Source organism: Streptococcus suis (assembly GCF_017601095.1).
Classification (GTDB): domain Bacteria; phylum Bacillota; class Bacilli; order Lactobacillales; family Streptococcaceae; genus Streptococcus; species Streptococcus suis_Z.
The window spans coordinates 25247-42634 of sequence record NZ_JAGFUX010000009.1; the positions used below are offsets into that span (position 1 = coordinate 25247).

Annotated in this window: 15 protein-coding genes; 14 read left to right on the forward strand and 1 reads right to left on the reverse strand. The window is 46.0% G+C overall.

Going from position 1 to position 17388, the window contains the following annotated elements:
• Window positions 1-35 precede the first annotated feature (35 nt).
• The 11 genes from nusA to J5566_RS08290 all read left to right on the forward strand — a co-directional run bounded on the left by nusA (window position 36) and on the right by J5566_RS08290 (window position 12506).
• Window positions 36-1181 (forward strand): transcription termination factor NusA, encoded by a 1146-nt coding sequence (nusA, locus tag J5566_RS08240; protein ID WP_208562886.1) that lies wholly within the window; start codon window positions 36-38, stop codon window positions 1179-1181.
• A gap of 18 nt (window positions 1182-1199) precedes the next feature.
• Window positions 1200-1496 (forward strand): RNase P modulator RnpM, encoded by a 297-nt coding sequence (rnpM, locus tag J5566_RS08245; protein WP_208562887.1) that lies wholly within the window; start codon window positions 1200-1202, stop codon window positions 1494-1496.
• Complete coding sequence (locus J5566_RS08250; RefSeq protein WP_208562888.1) at window positions 1483-1791, forward strand: YlxQ-related RNA-binding protein; 309 nt, start codon at window positions 1483-1485, stop codon at window positions 1789-1791. The genes rnpM and J5566_RS08250 overlap by 14 nt, the downstream gene beginning before the upstream one ends.
• Before the next feature lie 17 nt (window positions 1792-1808).
• A complete protein-coding gene (gene infB, locus J5566_RS08255; protein WP_208562889.1) occupies window positions 1809-4586 on the forward strand; it encodes a translation initiation factor IF-2 in 2778 nt (925 codons plus the stop codon).
• 127 nt (window positions 4587-4713) lie between these two features.
• Window positions 4714-5064, forward strand: coding sequence for a 30S ribosome-binding factor RbfA (gene rbfA, locus J5566_RS08260; protein WP_208562890.1), 351 nt, complete (start codon window positions 4714-4716; stop codon window positions 5062-5064).
• A 97-nt stretch (window positions 5065-5161) separates the two neighbouring features.
• Window positions 5162-6922, forward strand: a complete 1761-nt coding sequence (locus J5566_RS08265) for an ABC transporter ATP-binding protein/permease (protein WP_208562891.1) — start codon at window positions 5162-5164, stop codon at window positions 6920-6922.
• Window positions 6915-8576 (forward strand): amino acid ABC transporter ATP-binding/permease protein, encoded by a 1662-nt coding sequence (locus J5566_RS08270; protein WP_208562892.1) that lies wholly within the window; start codon window positions 6915-6917, stop codon window positions 8574-8576. The genes J5566_RS08265 and J5566_RS08270 overlap by 8 nt, the downstream gene beginning before the upstream one ends.
• Entirely contained in the window at window positions 8577-9170 is a 594-nt protein-coding gene (locus J5566_RS08275) for an MptD family putative ECF transporter S component (RefSeq protein ID WP_208562893.1), read from the forward strand. It begins immediately after the preceding gene.
• Complete coding sequence (locus J5566_RS08280) at window positions 9167-9832, forward strand: energy-coupling factor transporter transmembrane component T family protein (RefSeq protein WP_208562894.1); 666 nt, start codon at window positions 9167-9169, stop codon at window positions 9830-9832. Before J5566_RS08275 ends, J5566_RS08280 begins: the two co-directional genes overlap by 4 nt.
• Window positions 9790-11223 carry an ABC transporter ATP-binding protein gene (locus tag J5566_RS08285; protein WP_208562895.1) on the forward strand — a complete coding sequence of 478 codons (1434 nt, stop codon included), beginning with the start codon at window positions 9790-9792 and terminating at the stop codon, window positions 11221-11223. Before J5566_RS08280 ends, J5566_RS08285 begins: the two co-directional genes overlap by 43 nt.
• A gap of 125 nt (window positions 11224-11348) precedes the next feature.
• Window positions 11349-12506 carry a carbohydrate-binding domain-containing protein gene (locus J5566_RS08290; protein ID WP_208562896.1) on the forward strand — a complete coding sequence of 386 codons (1158 nt, stop codon included), beginning with the start codon at window positions 11349-11351 and terminating at the stop codon, window positions 12504-12506.
• Between the two features lie 32 nt (window positions 12507-12538).
• Here the strand turns inward: J5566_RS08290 and J5566_RS08295 are convergent, their stop codons facing one another.
• Window positions 12539-13198, reverse strand: a complete 660-nt coding sequence (locus J5566_RS08295) for a trimeric intracellular cation channel family protein (RefSeq protein WP_208562897.1) — start codon at window positions 13196-13198, stop codon at window positions 12539-12541.
• A 229-nt stretch (window positions 13199-13427) separates the two neighbouring features.
• On the opposite strand from J5566_RS08295, the gene J5566_RS08300 reads away from it, so the two are divergent.
• From J5566_RS08300 to J5566_RS08310, 3 genes are all read left to right on the forward strand, one after another.
• Entirely contained in the window at window positions 13428-14396 is a 969-nt protein-coding gene (locus tag J5566_RS08300; RefSeq protein WP_208562898.1) for a thiamine pyrophosphate-dependent dehydrogenase E1 component subunit alpha, read from the forward strand.
• A 275-nt stretch (window positions 14397-14671) separates the two neighbouring features.
• On the forward strand, window positions 14672-15667 hold the full coding sequence (locus tag J5566_RS08305) for an alpha-ketoacid dehydrogenase subunit beta (protein ID WP_014638601.1): 996 nt from the start codon (window positions 14672-14674) through the stop codon (window positions 15665-15667).
• A gap of 216 nt (window positions 15668-15883) precedes the next feature.
• Window positions 15884-17269 (forward strand): dihydrolipoamide acetyltransferase, encoded by a 1386-nt coding sequence (locus tag J5566_RS08310; RefSeq protein WP_208562899.1) that lies wholly within the window; start codon window positions 15884-15886, stop codon window positions 17267-17269.
• The last annotated feature ends 119 nt before the right edge of the window (window positions 17270-17388 follow it).

A 17388-nucleotide genomic window follows, 5' to 3' on the forward strand; every position in this document is an offset into this window, starting at 1 on the left:
TAAGAAAGGACCTTTTGATACAAAAGGAAATCATCATGAGTAAAGAAATGCTAGAAGCCTTCCGCGTTCTCGAGGAAGACATGGGTATTAACAAAGCAGACATTGTGGAAGCAGTTATGGAGTCTTTGCGCTCTGCTTACAAACGCCGTTATGGCCAGTCTGAATCAGCAGCCATCGAGTTTGATGAGAAAAAAGGAGACTTCCAAGTCTATACAGTTCGTGAAGTTGTGGATGAAGTCTTTGATAGCCGCCTGGAAATCAGTTTAAAAGATGCCCTAGCGATTTCATCAGCCTATGAATTGGGAGATAAAATCAAATTTGCGGAATCTCCAGCTGAATTTGGTCGTGTTGCAGCCCAGTCTGCCAAACAGACCATCATGGAAAAAATGCGCAAGCAAAAACGTGCCATTACTTACAATACTTATAAGGCACACGAAAGTGAAATCATGTCTGGAACCGTAGAACGTTTTGATAACCGCTTCATCTACGTAAATTTGGGGACGATCGAAGCACAATTGTCCAAGCAAGACCAAATTCCAGGCGAAGTTTTCCAATCGCATGACCGTATCGAAGTTTATGTCTATAAAGTAGAGGACAATGGTCGCGGTGTCAATGTCTTCGTAAGCCGTAGCCATCCAGAGATGATCAAACGTCTTATGGAACAGGAAATTCCAGAAGTCTATGACGGAACGGTTGAAATCATGAGTGTTTCGCGTGAGGCAGGTGACCGCACCAAGGTCGCTGTACGAAGCCACAATCCAAACGTCGATGCCATTGGTACCATTGTCGGCCGTGGCGGTGCCAACATCAAGAAAATCACCAGCAAGTTCCACCCAGCTCGCTACGATGCTAAGAACGATCGTATGGTTCCAACCGAGGAAAACATCGATGTTATCGAGTGGGTAGCAGACGAAGCCGAGTTCATTTACAATGCTTTGGCGCCAGCAGAAGTGGATCAGGTTATCTTCGATACAGAAGATGGCAAACATGCCACAGTCGTTGTTCCAGACGACAAACTATCACTTGCCATTGGTCGTCGTGGACAAAACGTTCGCCTCGCGGCTCACTTGACTGGCTTCCGTATCGACATCAAGTCTGCGACCGAGTACGAAGCTATCGAAGCAGCCTTGTACGGAGATGCAGGGCAGGCAGAATTTGAAGAAGCCGACGCAGCAGAATAGTCTAAGCAGGAGGTAGCCATGGCAAAAGCTAGAAAGATACCTTTACGAAAATCAGTTGTATCAGGAGAAATCATTGACAAACGTGATTTACTCCGCATCGTTAAAAACAAGGAAGGCCAAGTCTTTATTGACCCAACAGGCAAGGCCAATGGCCGCGGAGCCTACATCAAGTTGGACAATGACGAGGCGGCTCAAGCCAAGAAGAAACAGGTTTTCAACCGTGCTTTTAGCATGGAAGTAACTCCTGAATTCTACGATGAATTGATTGCCTACGTTGACCACAAGGTCAAAAGGAGAGAGCTTGGACTCGAATAAAACACAGAAAATCCTCAACCTGCTGGGCTTAGCCCAGCGAGCCGGTCGTTTGATTTCAGGTGAAGAATTGGTTGTGGAAGCCATTCAGAAAAAACAGGCCAGACTCGTCTTTTTAGCCGAGGATGCTGGCCCTAATCTAAGAAAAAAAATTACTGACAAAAGTCAGACTTATCAAGTAGAAGTTGTAACCGCGTTTTCAACGCTGGAATTAAGCGTAGCTGTTGGAAAGAGTCGCAAGGTTCTTGCTGTAACAGACGCTGGATTTACTAAGAAGATGAGGTCTATTATGGAATAGAACAGGAGGACAAGATATTGTCTAAGAAGAGATTGTACGAAATTGCCAAAGAACTTGGCAAAGAAAGTAAAGAAATCGTCGCCAAGGCTAAGGAACTTGGGGCGGATGTAAAAAGTCATTCTTCAAGTGTTGAAGCTGACATTGCTCAAAAAATTGTTGCCAGCTTTTCAGCTACAAAAGCAAGTAGCACAGCACCGGAGAAAGAGGTAGCAGAGCCAGCACCGGTCGCTACCGTTGCACCTAAGGTTTCTGAAGAAAAAACTGCCGTAGCTCCGAAAGAAGCGGCACCTGTACAAGCTGTACAAAGACCGAAAAGTCGTAACTTTAAGGCGGAACGGGAGGCAAAGGCAAAAGAACAGGCTGAACGTCGCCAACAAGGTCGACCTGCCCATCAAGGACAGCAGGACAGACGTGGTGGACAAGACCGTCGTGATCAACAAGGTCGCAAGGAACGTCGAGATCAAGTGATAGGAGATCGTCGTGAGTTTCAAGGACGTGATCGCCGTCAAGATCAAGGCAGAGACCGTCGCCAAGATCAGGGACGCGATCGTCGTTCACAAGGTGATAAGCCAGGTTTTGGTCGTCAGACCAATCAGCGCCCTGTTGAACCGGCAGCACCGAAAATTGATTTCAAAGCTAGGGCAGCAGCATTAAAAGCTGAGCAAAATGCAGAATATGCTCGTAGCAGTGAGGAACGTTTCAAACAGGCTCAAGAAGCCAAGAAAAAAGTCGTGAAGCAAAAAGAAATCAAATTTGAAGAGCCGGTTTTGGAAACAAAGCCATTTGTTAAACCAGAGGCTGCTTCAATCGAAACGGCAAATGCTGATACCCGTCGCAAGAAACAAGCTCGACCAGACAAGAAACGTGACTTTACTAGTGACGAAGAAGATGGTCCACGGAAACAACAAAGAAATCGAAATAGTCAAAATCAAGTGAGAAATCAAAAAAATAGTAACTGGAATAGTAACAAGAAAAATAAAAAAGGCAAGAATAACCAACCTGCCAAACCTGTCACAGAACGCAAGTTCCACGAATTGCCGACTGAATTTGAATACACTGCGGGCATGACGGTGGCAGAAATCGCCAAACGCATCAAGCGTGAACCTGCTGAAATCGTTAAGAAACTCTTCATGATGGGCGTTATGGCCACTCAGAACCAATCTCTTGATGGAGATACCATCGAACTCCTCATGGTTGATTATGGTATTGAAGCCAAGGAAAAGGTTGAGGTTGACAATGCAGATATCGAGCGTTTCTTCGTCGAAGAAGGCTACCTCAATGAAGAGGAAATGGTAGAGCGTCCGCCAGTTGTAACCATCATGGGACACGTTGACCATGGTAAGACAACCCTTTTGGATACCCTTCGTAATTCCCGTGTCGCAACAGGCGAAGCGGGTGGTATAACCCAGCATATTGGTGCCTACCAAATCGAAGAAAATGGCAAGAAAATTACCTTCTTGGATACGCCTGGACACGCGGCCTTTACATCTATGCGTGCCCGCGGTGCATCAGTCACAGACTTGACAATCTTGGTTGTTGCCGCAGATGACGGTGTTATGCCACAGACCATTGAGGCTATCAACCACTCCAAAGCCGCCAACGTTCCAATCATCGTTGCTATCAACAAGATTGACAAACCAGGTGCCAACCCAGAGCGCGTCATCGGTGAATTGGCAGAACACGGCGTTATCTCAACTGCCTGGGGAGGTGAGTCTGAATTCGTAGAAATTTCTGCTAAGTTCAACCAAAACATTGATGAGTTGCTGGAAACAGTCCTTCTTGTTGCTGAGATTCAAGAACTCAAGGCAGATCCAACTGTTCGTGCAATCGGAACGGTTATCGAAGCTCACTTGGACAAAGGAAAAGGTGCGGTTGCAACTCTCCTCGTTCAACAAGGTACTTTGAATGTTCAAGACCCAATCGTTGTCGGAAATACCTTCGGTCGTGTCCGTGCTATGACAAACGACCTCGGTCGTCGTGTCAAGGTTGCTGGACCTTCTACACCAGTATCCATTACAGGTCTCAATGAAGCCCCAATGGCTGGTGATCATTTCGCGGTCTATGAAGATGAAAAATCTGCCCGTGCAGCAGGTGAAGAGCGTGCTAAACGTGCCCTTCTCAAACAACGTCAGGCAACGCAACGTGTCAGCCTTGAAAACCTCTTTGATACCCTTAAAGCTGGTGAAGTTAAGTCTGTTAATGTAATCATCAAGGCAGATGTACAAGGTTCCGTTGAAGCCCTTGCTTCATCCCTTCAAAAGATTGAAGTAGAAGGTGTGCGTGTCAATATCGTTCACTCAGCAGTTGGTGCCATTAATGAATCAGATATCACACTTGCAGAAGCATCCAATGCGCTCGTTATTGGTTTCAACGTTCGTCCAACTGCTGAAGCTCGTAGTCAAGCAGAAGCGGATGATGTAGAAGTACGTCTCCATAGCATCATATATAAGGTGATTGAAGAGATGGAAGACGCCATGAAAGGGATGTTGGATCCTGAATACGAAGAAAAAATCATCGGTGAAGCAATCATCCGTGAAACCTTCAAAGTGTCTAAAGTTGGCACAATCGGTGGTTTCATGGTTGTACGTGGTAAGGTTACCCGTGATTCAAGTGTCCGTGTTATCCGAGACGGTGTGGTAATCTTTGATGGTAAATTGGGAAGCTTGAAGCGTTACAAAGATGACGTGAAAGAAGTCGGTAATGCCCAAGAAGGTGGTTTGATGATTGAAAACTATAACGACATTCGTGTAGATGATACCATCGAAGCCTACATCATGGAAGAAATCAAGAAATAGCAGCTTTTTAAAAAGCAAAAGTACGGGTGTCATGGGAATGGAGATGTTCCTTCTACCGATGCCCTCTTATGAACTAATGTCAAGCTGAGGAAACTCAGCTTTTCTATCATGTAAGAAAGGAAAGAATATGGCAAACCATTTTCGAACAGACCGTGTGGGTATGGAAATCAAGCGTGAAGTCAATGAGATTTTGCAAAAGAAAGTCCGGGATCCTCGTGTGCAAGGTGTGACCATCACCGATGTCCAGATGGTTGGGGATTTGTCGATGGCCAAAGTTTGCTATACGATTATGAGTAACCTGGCTTCTGACAACCAAAAAGCCCAAACAGGGCTTGAAAAAGCAACAGGAACCATTAAGAGAGAACTAGGTCGTAAACTGACTCTCTATAAAATTCCTGATTTGGTCTTTGAAAAAGACCAATCCATTGAGTACGGCAACAAAATTGACCAAATGCTGCGTGCTCTAGAACAAAAATAGAAAAGCTGGTTTATCCAGTTTTTTCTTTTTAATTAAAATTTACAGACAATTCAAAGAATGGTATACTAGATGTAAATACTTGTAGATGAGGTGGAGTATGGCGCAGGAACAGGAGAAAATCTCCAGAGAAAAGAAAAAAGCCCTCTTGAAGCGGCTCAAAGAACGCATCAAACCTAAGATGAAGCTGGTTTATTTGGCAGCCTTTCTGTCCTGGGTGCAATTTTTGATGCGGATTATTTCCTTCTATCTGATTGCTAAGGGTTTTGTGACCTACTTTGAGGGTGGTCAGGTTAATTTGGGACGCTTTGTCCTCATCTTGTTGGGGCTCAATGCCTTTGGCTATGGTGTGGCTTTGATTGCCAAGCGTTTGCAGGGACTGGGCTCTCAGTTTGCACGGGATTCGCTCAAGCAGTCCTTCTTTGAGGCCCTTTTGGCCAAGGATGGTCAGTTCGAGTCAAAAGCGACAGCAGCGGATGTCTTTAATATCGCTTCACAGGGGATTGATAGTCTGGATACTTATTATTCCTACTATATGGCTTCTTCCTTGCGGACCCAGTTCAACTGTGCGACCGTTCTCTTGCTAGTTTTTCTGATTTTCCCGCTGGGTGCGGTCATCTTCATCTTAGCTCTGCCTCTGATTCCGATTTCCATCATTGCCATGCAGAAGCGGTCCAAGCGGATCATGAATCGCTATTGGGGCTCCTACATGGATGTGGGCAATCTTTTCTTGGACGACCTCAAGGGGCTCAACACCCTCTATTCCTATCAGGCGGACGCGACTTATGAGAAAACCTTCAATGAGCAGGCCGAGGACTTCCGCGATGCCACTATGGAGTTGCTCAGTTTTCAGCTGCAAGCGGTGGGCTACATGGATGCGGTCATGTATCTGGGGATTGGCTTGTCTGGTTTTGTGGCGGTCAATAGCCTAGCGGCAGGCAATTTGTCCCTCTTTAGTATGCTCTTCTTTGTCCTCATTGCGACGGAGTTTTTTGCACCCATACGGGAGCAGGGCTACGGTATGCACTTGGTTATGATGAATACCAAGATGGCGGATCGCATTTTTGGTTTCTTGGACAGCATGACAGCGGAGCAGGAAATCGATTCTGTCCATGTGCCTGCTTTTGACAGTCTAAAACTAGAAGCTCTGGCCTTTGCCTACGGAGAAAAGCCAGTCTTAAAAGATATTTCCATGACCATGACAGCTGGAAAGGTCTATGCCTTGGCGGGTGAGTCAGGCCAGGGGAAAACCACCTTGGCCCAGCTGCTCTTGAGACGCTTGCGGGCGGATAAGGGAGCTATTTACTTGGGTGAGCAGGAGATTGCTGGTATCAGTCAGCTTTCTCTGAATGAGCAAGTCCTCTATGTGTCGGGTCAATCCACCTTGCTCAACCAGTCTATCTATGAAAATTTACGCATGGCTTGTGATTTGTCCAAGGAGGACATCTTGGCTTGGGCAGATCAGCAGGGGGTCTTGCAGTTTGTCAAGAATCTGCCAGACGGTTTGGATACGATTGTGGGTGATGACGGTGCTTTCTTGTCGCCTGGTCAACGCCAGCAGGTTATCTGTGCCCGTGCGGTCTTGGCAAAACGTTTCCTTTATATCTTTGACGAGGTGACGTCCAGCGTCGATCAGGACAATGAAGGCTTGATTTACGACCTGATTAACCTGGTGGCAAAGGATGCCATTGTCATCATCATTACCCATAAGATGAAGCAGGTGGAGCAGGCAGATGACATTCTCTTCCTGTCTGCCGAAGGGGTTGTGACAGGCAATCATGATATGCTTTATCAGACTAGCTTGGCTTATGGTCAGCTGGTCGATCAACAAAGAGAATTGGAGGAAGCCGTTTATGGATAAGAAAGAAATACCAACAAATGTGCTGATTCCGAGACTCTTGCAGTCCATGAAGCACCTCTTGCCACGGATTGCGGTGGCGGTCTGCTTTGCGGTCTTGGGACAGGTGGTGACCATTGCTATTCCAGTCATGCTGGTCTATCTGGCTTTTGATGCCCTTACTGGCAATCCTGCTTCGCTATGGACCTTGGGGATCCTCATTCTCCTAGCTCTTTTACGTGGTGCCTTCCGCTATGGCGAGCATTACTTTGGTCATTATGTGGCCTTTCATACGTTGGCGGCTTACCGTCGCTTGATTTTCGCAAAATTGCGGGCCCTGGCTCCTGGGAAATTGGATCGGCAGGACAGCGGTAGCCTGCTTAAGATGATTGGGGAGGACATTGAGGCCTTGGAGGTTTTCTTTGCCCATACTATTGCTCCCATTTGCACAGGGATTCTGGTGGCACTTGGTCTGACAGTCTATTTCGGTCTATCCAGCTGGGGTTTGGCTTTGCTGGCTCTGGTGACCTATGCTCTGTTGGCGATTGCTATTCCAAATCAGTTTGCCAAGCAGCTGCAGCCCTTGCTCAAGGAACAAAATGCCAGTCGTAAGGGCTATGTGTCCTACTTTATTGAAAGTCTTAGGAGCATGAAGGATCTCATGCAGTTCCAGCAGACAAATGAACGCTTTGCCAGTCTGACCCAGAGAAGCCAAGAGGTCAATGGTCAGGAGCGAAAGGTCGCTCAAACTAACTTTATGCAGTATGCCGTTTCCTTCTTGGTGGTGGGCTTGTCTATCATGGGCTTTGCCTGGCTGACCTTCGACTTAGTCGGCAGTCAGAGCTTGGATTTGGCGACAGGAGTAGCCCTTTTGGTTTCCTTTACCAGTTCCTTTGCTCCCTTCTTGGAACTCAGCCGTCTGCCTCTTGGTTTCAAGCGGGCTATGAATGCTGGTCGCAACATCTATGCTCTTTTGGATGAAAAAGAAGCAGAGCGAACAGGTGAGCTGGTCGAGGTCAGCGTGACAGACATTACCATTGAGCAACTGGACTTCGACTATGATGACCGAGAAACAGGACTTTACCGCAACCTGTCTGTTCAGTTTGAACAAGATGGAATTATTGGCTTGGTTGGGGAATCAGGTGCAGGAAAATCCACCTTGATGAAATTGATCATGCGCTGGTATGATTGGCAAAAAGGTCAAATCCGCCTGTCTGGCTTGGATAGTCGGCAGGTAGATAAGGCACATTTGCAGGGGTCTTTTGCCTATGTACCACAGGTGCCACAAATCTTCCGCCAGACCATTCGGGAAAATCTTGTCTTGGGACGGACAGATGTGTCGGACGAAACCATCATGGACTTGGCAGAAAAATGCCACATGAAAAAACGGATTTTGGCAGCACCGCAGGGCTTGGATACGCTTGTGGAAGCCAGTGACTTTTCAGCAGGAGAAGGGCAACGTTTGGAACTCATGCGGGCCCTGCTCAAAAATGCGGACTGCTATATCTTTGATGAGCCAACTAGTAACCTAGATTCGCTCAATGAAGCCCGCTTTATCCAGCTGGTCAAGGAACACTGTCAGGGCATGGTCTTCTTGATTTCCCATAGAAGCTCGACCATGGCCTGTGCGGATGTTATTTTCCGCTTGGAAGACGGGCAATTAGTAAAGGAAAAATAAATGAAACAATTAAAAATCAAGGACCTCATGGTGACGGGTGCCTTTGCTGGTTTGTATTTTCTGTGTGTGGGTCTGGGGACCTTGATCGGTGTCTTTTTTGACCGGTCTGGTAATATGATGTATGCTCCAGCTTTTGCAGCCCTCTTGGCTGGTCCAGTCTATATGCTCTTGATTGCCAAGGTTGGCAAGTTTGGCTCCATTAGTTTGGTTGGTGCGGTCATGGCCTGCTTCTTTTTCCTGTCAGGCTATATGACAGCGGCCTTTCTGCCTAGTTTGACCTTTGGTCTGCTGGGAGATTTGGTGGCCAAGTTCGGTGCCTATAAGAACAAATGGAGTAATCTCCTCAGCTTTGTGGTCTTCTCTTTTGGCAACCTCGGACCTATTATTCTTATGTGGTTCATGCGAGATGCCTATGAAGCTAGCCTATTGGCTCGTGGTAAATCAGCAGAGTATGTGGCCAGAGTTATGCTAGACTTTACACCGGGAAATGTCCTCTGGTTATCCTTTACCATTACCTTGACAGCTAGTCTGAGTGGCCTTTTTGGACAATACATGGTCAAACGCTATTTTGACCGTTCAGGTTTGGTCGGATGAAACTCGATGCACGCAGTAAAATTCTCTTGGTCGTCTTCACCAGTTTTACCTATGGTATGCGGCTGAGCGGACTGGAAAATGCAGTCTTGGTCTGTGGACTAAGCCTGCTTTTCTGGTTTTCTGGCAAGCCTAGGATGACGGTTGTCGGACTTCTTGGCTACGGATTCTTTTTAGGGCTATCCTATTGGTCAATCCTTCCAGCTTGGTTAACACACTTGTTTGTTGTGATAGGATACATTTGGCCACCGCTTCTGGCAGGGCATTTGCTTCTTATGACCACCAGCAGCTATGACCTTATTCATGGCCTGCGGAAATGGCGGTTTCCTGAAACCTTCCTTTTGACCTTGGGTGTCATGTTTCGCTTTTTGCCAGCTATTAAGTCGGACGCCAGGCATATCCAGGCATCCTTGAAGGTCAGAGGAATATTTCTCAGCGGATGGGCTCTGCTTATCCAACCGCTACGCTATCTGGAATACTTTTTAGTTCCCCTTATGCTTTCTCTCTTGGCAACCGCCCAAGATTTGACGGTGGCAACCTTGACCAAGGGAATGGCTATGAATGGACGTCCCAGTGAATTTGTCAAGTCGCGTTGGACTTGGCTAGATTGGAGTCTCTGCCTATGTTGTCTGATTTTTCTTCTATGGACACGGCTATCACAATAAAACATCTCCAAGTGACCTATGCAGGTACTAACAAGCCAGCCCTGGAGATTGCAGACTTGGCTATTCCAGCAGGGCAGTGTGTGGTCCTTTGTGGTCCCAGTGGTTCTGGCAAATCTAGCCTGCTCAAGTTGCTCAATGGTCTGATTCCAGAATATTATCCTGCCCAGGTCAAAGGACAGGTACAGATTGGTGGTCAGGACATCAGACAAGCCAGCGTGGAAGACCTATCCTACCATGTGGCTTCGGTCTTTCAGAATCCCGCTACCCAGTTTTTCCATACCCAAGTCCTACATGAGCTGGTCTTTCCCTGTGAAAATCAGGGACTGACGACGGAGGAAATTGCGGCTCGCTTGGAGGAGGTCAATAGTCTCTTTCAACTGGAAGATTTCTATAACAAGCCAATTTTTCAGCTGTCAGGTGGTCAGAAGCAGTTGATTGCTCTGGCAACGGCGACCATGCAGGGCAGTCCCATCTTACTCTTGGACGAGCCGACAGCCAATCTGGATCAGGAGGCAGTCCACAAGGTTCGAGAAGCCCTACATAAACTGAAAAAAGAAGGCAAGACCATTATCATCGCCGAGCATCTCTTGGCCTATCTGAGCGACTTGGCAGACCGCTACCTCTACTTTCAGGAGGGGCAGCTGGTGGAGGATTATCCAGCTAGCGACTTCCTGCATCGGACAGAGGAGTGCCGTCAGGATATGGGTTTGCGGTGCTACGATGCCGAGCCTTATCGGCAGGCAATAGCAGAGCTGGCCAGTCAGTTTGTGTCTGACAAAGAAGGCTTGTCTGTTGCTAACTTATCAGTTAGTTCAGCTGGCAAATTTTTCTATCAGGTAGAGCAGCTCTGTCTGGCGCCAGGGCAGGTAGTGGGGCTTGTCGGCCCAAATGGCTCTGGCAAAACCAGTCTGGCCAACTATCTGGTGGGACTGGTAGAAGATAAGAAGGCCAATATTTCTTGGCAGGGGCAAGAACTAACAGCCCGCAAGCGTCTGGAAAAAACAGCCTTTGTCATGCAGGATGTCCACCTGCAGCTCTTTGCCGAAACAGTTCGCAGGGAATTGACTCTGGGGCAAAAAGGCAAGCAGCTCGATGAGGAGTTAATCAGCCGTTTTCGCTTGGCGGATTTGCTAGACAGGCACCCAGTCAGCTTGTCAGGCGGTGAGCAGCAACGTGTGATGATAGTAGCCAACTTATTGGCGGATAAGGATATCCTCATCTTTGACGAGCCTTCTAGCGGATTGGATCTGGCTCAGATGAAGGAAGTGGCTAGGGTACTGGCCTTGTTAAAAAAAGAAAAGAAGCTGGTCCTTCTCATCTCGCATGATGAGGAGCTCTTGGCGACGGTCTGTGATAAAATCATCGCTATCGAATCTCTAAAAACTGTCTGAGGGCAGTTTTTTTATTTTAAGGTTTCTTTTGGTTATCTTTAACCTTTCTTTTAGGAAGGAGCTGTAAACTAAGAGCATACAAGGGAGGGCGAATTGTCCACCTGATAGAAAAAGAGGTAGAAATAATGAAACAACAATCACTTAAAAAATGGATTTACTCGGCTGTAACGATTATGAGTATCGGAGTATTGGCTGCTTGCTCATCCACGACAAGTTCGACAACTTCAAGTTCGACTTCTGGCCAAGTGTCAACTGCAAGTTCGTCAAGTTCAACATCTTCATCTAGTTCAGAGTCAACTTCAAGTATTGACTGGTCAGCACTTCCAACGACAGAAGTTAGCTTGACTGATGAAGGTTTAACTATCACAGAAGGTGGAACCTATGTCTTGACAGGTTCTACAACAGGTGGTGTGACGGTTGAAACAGATGCTAATGTCCGTATCATCTTGGCTGGTGCAACCATTTCAAGCTCCGATACAGCAGCCATCAATGTTATTTCGGCAGACAATGTTGAAATTGAGTTGCAAGACGGTACAGAAAATACTGTTAAGGATTCAAGTACTCACTCTGATACCAATATCGAAGGGGCAATTCATGTAGAAGCAGACTTAACCATTACAGGTAATGGTAGCCTGACTGTAGAAGGGAACTTCCAAGATGGTATCGTATCGACAGATGACATGGTAATCAATGCAGGTAATATCAAGGTTACTGCAGTAGATGATGGTATTCGCGGTAAGGATTCAATGACGATCAATGGTGGAACGATTGATGTAACAGCTGGTGGTGATGGAATTAAGTCAACCAATGACACAGATACAACCAAAGGCTATACAACTATCACAGGCGGAACGATTTCAGTTGCTGCTGGTGACGACGGCATTAAAGCAGAAATGGCTTTGACAATTGATGGTGGAGATATTACTGTGTCAGAATCCCTGGAAGCCCTTGAAGGCACCAATATCACCATTAATGGTGGTACTTTGGATGTCTATGGTGCAGATGATGCCATCAATGCAGCGAGCACGATTTCTACGGATATCTTTATCAAGGTAACAGGCGGAGACTTGACAGTTGCTGTTGGTAGCGGTGATACAGATGCCTTTGATGCCAATGGTGACATTTATATCTCTGGTGGTAGCATTGCAGTAACTGCGCCAACATCTTCCTTCGACTTTGATGGCACAGCAGAATTGACAGGTGGAACGGTCACTGTTAACGGAGAACAGATTACGCAAATCACAGCAACAGGACCAGGCGCTGGTGGTCACGGTGGCTGGTAAAAATAGAAAAACCATGAGTTTTAAAAGAAGACTCATGGTTTTTTTGACGATTCCATATTGGGGAGATTGATTTGGTATTTGATAATGAGCAGGCGGAGGATGAAGAAGATTAAAAAGAGACAGGAGAAGGTTGGGATACGAGAAAATCCTAGTTCTACAACGAGAAGGTGGTAAGACAATCCGGTAAAAAAGGCCAGTAAGGCATAGACATCTTCCTTGAGAACAGAAGGGGTTTCATTTACCAATAGGTCACGAATAATTCCACCGCCGACACCAGTTAAACTAGCTAAAATACCGGTTGCCATTGGATTGAGACTTGCCTCAATCCCAGTACTGGCACCCAAGAGGGCAAAAATCACTAGTCCAATAGCATCAAAGAGCAAGTTGATGCGCGCCAAATAGAAATAGAATTTTCGATCTAATGGATGCTCACTTTTGGCATTGGTAACCACTACATACATAATGAGAGAGACAGCGATGGATAAGTAAATCGGTGAAGGTTCAACCAAGGCAGCAGGAATGCGTCCGACCAAACTGTCCCGAATCATTCCACCTCCGACAGCAGTCACAATGGCTAACAAGGTAATGCCAAAAATATCTAGTTTTTTCTTAAAGCCTTTGACCACCCCAGAGACGGCAAAGGCAATGGTACCAATATAGTTGGAAACCAGCAAAAATGTCTCAAAATCCATAGAATCCTCCTTTTTCATAGTAGCACATTTGGGTAGTGGAAGCAAGATGAAAAGTTTGTGAAAATTAACTTTGTTTTCATTTCAAGCTAACAGATTAGACATTGTGAAGAACTGCACGAAACAAGAGTTTTTAGACTTATTTTTACTTTAAGAAAACGGTTCAAAAATTTGCCATTTGTGAAAGATTAGTCTATCATAGAAAGGTAAGAGAAAACCTTTGGAGGAAATTATGGTATCTATCTCAAAAGAACAACATTTGGACATGTTTCTAAAAATGCAACAAATCCGTGATGTTGACATGAAATTGAACAAATTGGTGCGTCGTGGCTTCGTACAAGGTATGACTCACTTCTCAGTTGGTGAAGAAGCTGCGGCTGTTGGCCCAATCGCTGGTTTGACAGAGCAAGACATCATCTTCTCACACCACCGTGGTCACGGTCACGTTATCGCGAAAGGGATTGACATCAACGGTATGATGGCGGAGCTTGCTGGTAAGGCAACTGGTACATCAAAAGGTCGTGGTGGATCAATGCACTTGGCCAACGTTGAAAAAGGGAACTTCGGTTCAAACGGTATCGTAGGTGGTGGTTACGCCCTTGCAGTTGGTGCAGCCCTTACCCAACAATACCTTGGTACAGATAACATCGTTATCGCCTTCTCAGGTGACTCAGCGACGAACGAAGGGTCATTCCACGAGTCAATGAACTTGGCAGCTGTTTGGAACTTGCCAGTTATCTTCTTCATTACCAACAACCGTTACGGTATCTCAACAGACATTTCTTATTCGACGAAGATTCCTCACCTCTACCAACGTGCAGCAGCCTACGGTATGCCAGGTCACTATGTAGAAGATGGAAATGACGTTGTTGTAGTTTATGAGAAAATGCAAGAAGTTATCGAGTACGTTCGTGCAGGTAACGGCCCAGCCATGGTCGAAGTTGAATCATACCGCTGGTTTGGACACTCGACTGCCGACGCAGGTGTTTACCGTACCAAAGAAGAAGTCAACGAGTGGAAAGCAAAAGACCCACTTAAGAAATACCGCAAATACTTGACAGAAAACAAGATTGCGACTGACGAAGAATTGGATGCCATCGAAGCACAGGTTGCAGAACAAGTAGAAGCATCTGTGAAATTCGCACAAGAAAGCCCAGATCCAGACATCTCAGTAGCTTACGAAGACGTGTTTGTAGATTAACGTAAGAAGTTTGACTACGCTCTAAAGAGCAAGTCAAACTACGGTAGCCACTATGGTGGACTACCTACTTACCTCACTAACTTCGCCTATTCAGCAATATCGGCTGAATAGTCTCCGTGTCGTAAGTGACGTAATCAGTTTGACTACGCTCTAAAGAGCAAGTCAAACTAGGGTAGCTCGAGTAGCTATGACGTTTGATTACAATGAAGTAATTGATTAGATTTCTACATTTTACTTGTTACAGTAAAGATAAATTGATATATTAGGAGTAAAAAATGGCTGAAACAAAAGTAATGGCCTTGCGTGAAGCGATTAACTTGGCTCAAAGCGAAGAAATGCGTAAGGATGAAAAAGTATTCTTGATGGGTGAAGACGTCGGTATCTACGGCGGTGACTTCGGTACATCTGTTGGTATGTTGGACGAATTTGGTCCAAAACGCGTTCGCGACACGCCTATCTCTGAGGCGGCAATCGCTGGTTCTGCGGTTGGTGCGGCTCAAACAGGTCTTCGTCCAATCGTTGACTTGACTTTCATGGACTTCGTGACAATTGCACTTGACGCGATTGTTAACCAAGCTGCCAAAACTAACTACATGTTTGGTGGTGGTTTGAAAACGCCTGTAACCTTCCGTGTGGCTTCAGGCTCAGGTATCGGTTCTGCGGCTCAGCACTCACAATCTCTTGAAGCTTGGTTGACTCACATCCCAGGTATCAAGGTGGTTGCACCAGGTACTGCTAATGATGCAAAAGGTCTATTGAAATCATCTATCCTTGATAACAACCCAGTTATCTTCTTGGAGCCAAAAGCTCTTTATGGTAAAAAAGAAGAAGTTAACTTGGATCCTGATTTCTACATTCCACTTGGTAAAGGTGAAATCAAACGTGAAGGTACTGATGTAACCATTATTTCATACGGTCGTATGTTGGAACGTGCCTTGAAAGCGGCTGAAGAAGTAGCTGCAGAAGGCATCAGCGTAGAAGTGGTTGACCCACGTACCCTTATCCCATTGGATAAAGAATTGATCATCGAATCTGTGAAGAAAACTGGTAAGGTTATCTTGGTTAACGATGCTTACAAAACAGGTGGTTTCATCGGTGAAATCGCATCAATCATCACAGAAAGCGAAGCTTTTGACTACTTGGATGCACCAATCATCCGTATCGCTTCAGACGATGTACCAGTTCCTTACGCAAACATTCTTGAAAACGCAGTATTGCCAAACGTAGAGAAAATCAAAGCGGCAATTTATAAGCAAGTAAACAAGGGTTAAGAATCATGAAAGGACGGGCAACCGTCCTAGCCCTGTTTGAAAGAGTGTAGCCAGAATTTGACTCGACTTGATAAAACGGTCTGGTTTATTGGTTACGTAAGAAACTGAAAGAAAGGAATTGACCCGTCCGGAAAACTCGGAAAAGAGATAATTCGCTACGAAAATGAGGATTTTCTATTTTTCAATCGTTTTCTGTTCGGACTTGGTATCTTAAAAATGGCTATTGAAATCATTATGCCTAAGCTCGGTGTGGACATGCAAGAAGGTGAAATCATCGAGTGGAAAAAACAAGAGGGCGATTTCGTCAATGAAGGCGACGTCATCTTGGAAATGATGTCCGACAAGACCAGCATGGAGCTGGAAGCAGAAGAGTCAGGCGTCCTATTAAAAATTGTTCATGGAAACGGTGCTACCGTCCCTGTTACCGAAGTTATTGCTTACTTGGGTGCTGAAGGTGAGACAGTTGACGCAGGGGCTTCATCTGCTCCAGTTGCTCCTGCAGCAGCAATCGAAGAAGTGCCTGCAGGTCGTACACCAGTAATCGTTGCTCCTGTAGCTGCTGCCAAACCACAAGGTGGTGGCAAGGTTCGTGCGACTCCTGCAGCACGTAAATTGGCGCGTAAGCTTGGAATTGACTTGGGTCTTGTTCCAGGAACAGGTGCTAACGGTCGTGTCCACAAGGCTGACGTTGAAGACTTCAAGGGAGCAGCTCCAAAAGCAACTCCGCTTGCAGCCCGTATTGCAGCAGACCAAGGTGTTGACCTGTCAACCCTTACTGGTTCAGGTGTCAATGGTAAGATTGTCAAGGACGACGTTCTTGCAGTACTTGCTCCTGCAGCTGTAGAAACTACTGCTCCAGCACCGAAAGCTGAAGAGAAACCAGCTAAAGAATTGCCAGAAGGCGTTGAAATCATCAAGATGAGCCCAATGCGTAAGGCGATTTCAAAAGGTATGGTCAACTCATACTTGACAGCTCCAACCTTTACGCTTAACTACGATATCGACATGACCAATCTCATGGCACTTCGTAAGCAGGTCCTTGAGCCAATCATGAACAAGACTGGTTTGAAAGTAACATTTACTGACTTGATCGGTCTTGCAGTGGTTCGTACCTTGATGAAGGAAGAACACCGCTACATGAACGCATCTTTGATCAACGATGCTCAAGAAATTGAGTTGCACAAGTTTGTCAACCTCGGTATCGCGGTAGGTTTGGATGAAGGCTTGGTGGTGCCAGTTGTTCATGGTGCAGATAAGATGAGCTTGTCTGACTTTGTGGTGGCTTCGAAAGATGTCATCAAGAAGGCTCAATCTGGTAAGTTGAAGGGTGCAGAAATGTCAGGATCTACCTTCTCTATCACCAACTTGGGTATGTTCGGTACTAAGACCTTCAACCCTATCATCAACCAACCAAACTCAGCCATCCTTGGTGTTGCAGCTACTGTTCAAACACCAGTTGTTATTGACGGTGAGATCAAGATCCGTCCAATCATGGCGCTCTGCTTGACCATTGACCACCGTATTGTTGATGGTATGAATGGTGCTAAGTTCATGGTTGACTTGAAGAACTTGTTGGAAAACCCATTGGAATTGTTGATCTGATAAGACCTCCATTGGTTTAAACTAGAGAATTAGATTTCTGAATAGAAAATAAAGAAAGGGAATAAGAGCGAGAGAATTTTAGCAACTGAACCCGAGCGGAAAGCTCGGAAAAATAGATA

What these genes read in the sequence shown, in the direction of transcription:
- nusA (WP_208562886.1), top strand. Translation starts at nt 36, where the DNA reads ATGAGTAAAGAAATGCTAGAAGCCTTCCGCGTTCTCGAGGAAGACATG.
- rnpM (WP_208562887.1), top strand. Translation starts at nt 1,200, where the DNA reads ATGGCAAAAGCTAGAAAGATACCTTTACGAAAATCAGTTGTATCAGGA.
- rbfA (WP_208562890.1), top strand. Translation starts at nt 4,714, where the DNA reads ATGGCAAACCATTTTCGAACAGACCGTGTGGGTATGGAAATCAAGCGT.
- J5566_RS08265 (WP_208562891.1), top strand. Translation starts at nt 5,162, where the DNA reads ATGGCGCAGGAACAGGAGAAAATCTCCAGAGAAAAGAAAAAAGCCCTC.
- J5566_RS08270 (WP_208562892.1), top strand. Translation starts at nt 6,915, where the DNA reads ATGGATAAGAAAGAAATACCAACAAATGTGCTGATTCCGAGACTCTTG.
- J5566_RS08275 (WP_208562893.1), top strand. Translation starts at nt 8,577, where the DNA reads ATGAAACAATTAAAAATCAAGGACCTCATGGTGACGGGTGCCTTTGCT.
- J5566_RS08280 (WP_208562894.1), top strand. Translation starts at nt 9,167, where the DNA reads ATGAAACTCGATGCACGCAGTAAAATTCTCTTGGTCGTCTTCACCAGT.
- J5566_RS08285 (WP_208562895.1), top strand. Translation starts at nt 9,790, where the DNA reads ATGTTGTCTGATTTTTCTTCTATGGACACGGCTATCACAATAAAACAT.
- J5566_RS08290 (WP_208562896.1), top strand. Translation starts at nt 11,349, where the DNA reads ATGAAACAACAATCACTTAAAAAATGGATTTACTCGGCTGTAACGATT.
- J5566_RS08295 (WP_208562897.1), bottom strand. Translation starts at nt 13,198, where the DNA reads ATGGATTTTGAGACATTTTTGCTGGTTTCCAACTATATTGGTACCATT.
- J5566_RS08300 (WP_208562898.1), top strand. Translation starts at nt 13,428, where the DNA reads ATGGTATCTATCTCAAAAGAACAACATTTGGACATGTTTCTAAAAATG.
- J5566_RS08305 (WP_014638601.1), top strand. Translation starts at nt 14,672, where the DNA reads ATGGCTGAAACAAAAGTAATGGCCTTGCGTGAAGCGATTAACTTGGCT.
- J5566_RS08310 (WP_208562899.1), top strand. Translation starts at nt 15,884, where the DNA reads ATGGCTATTGAAATCATTATGCCTAAGCTCGGTGTGGACATGCAAGAA.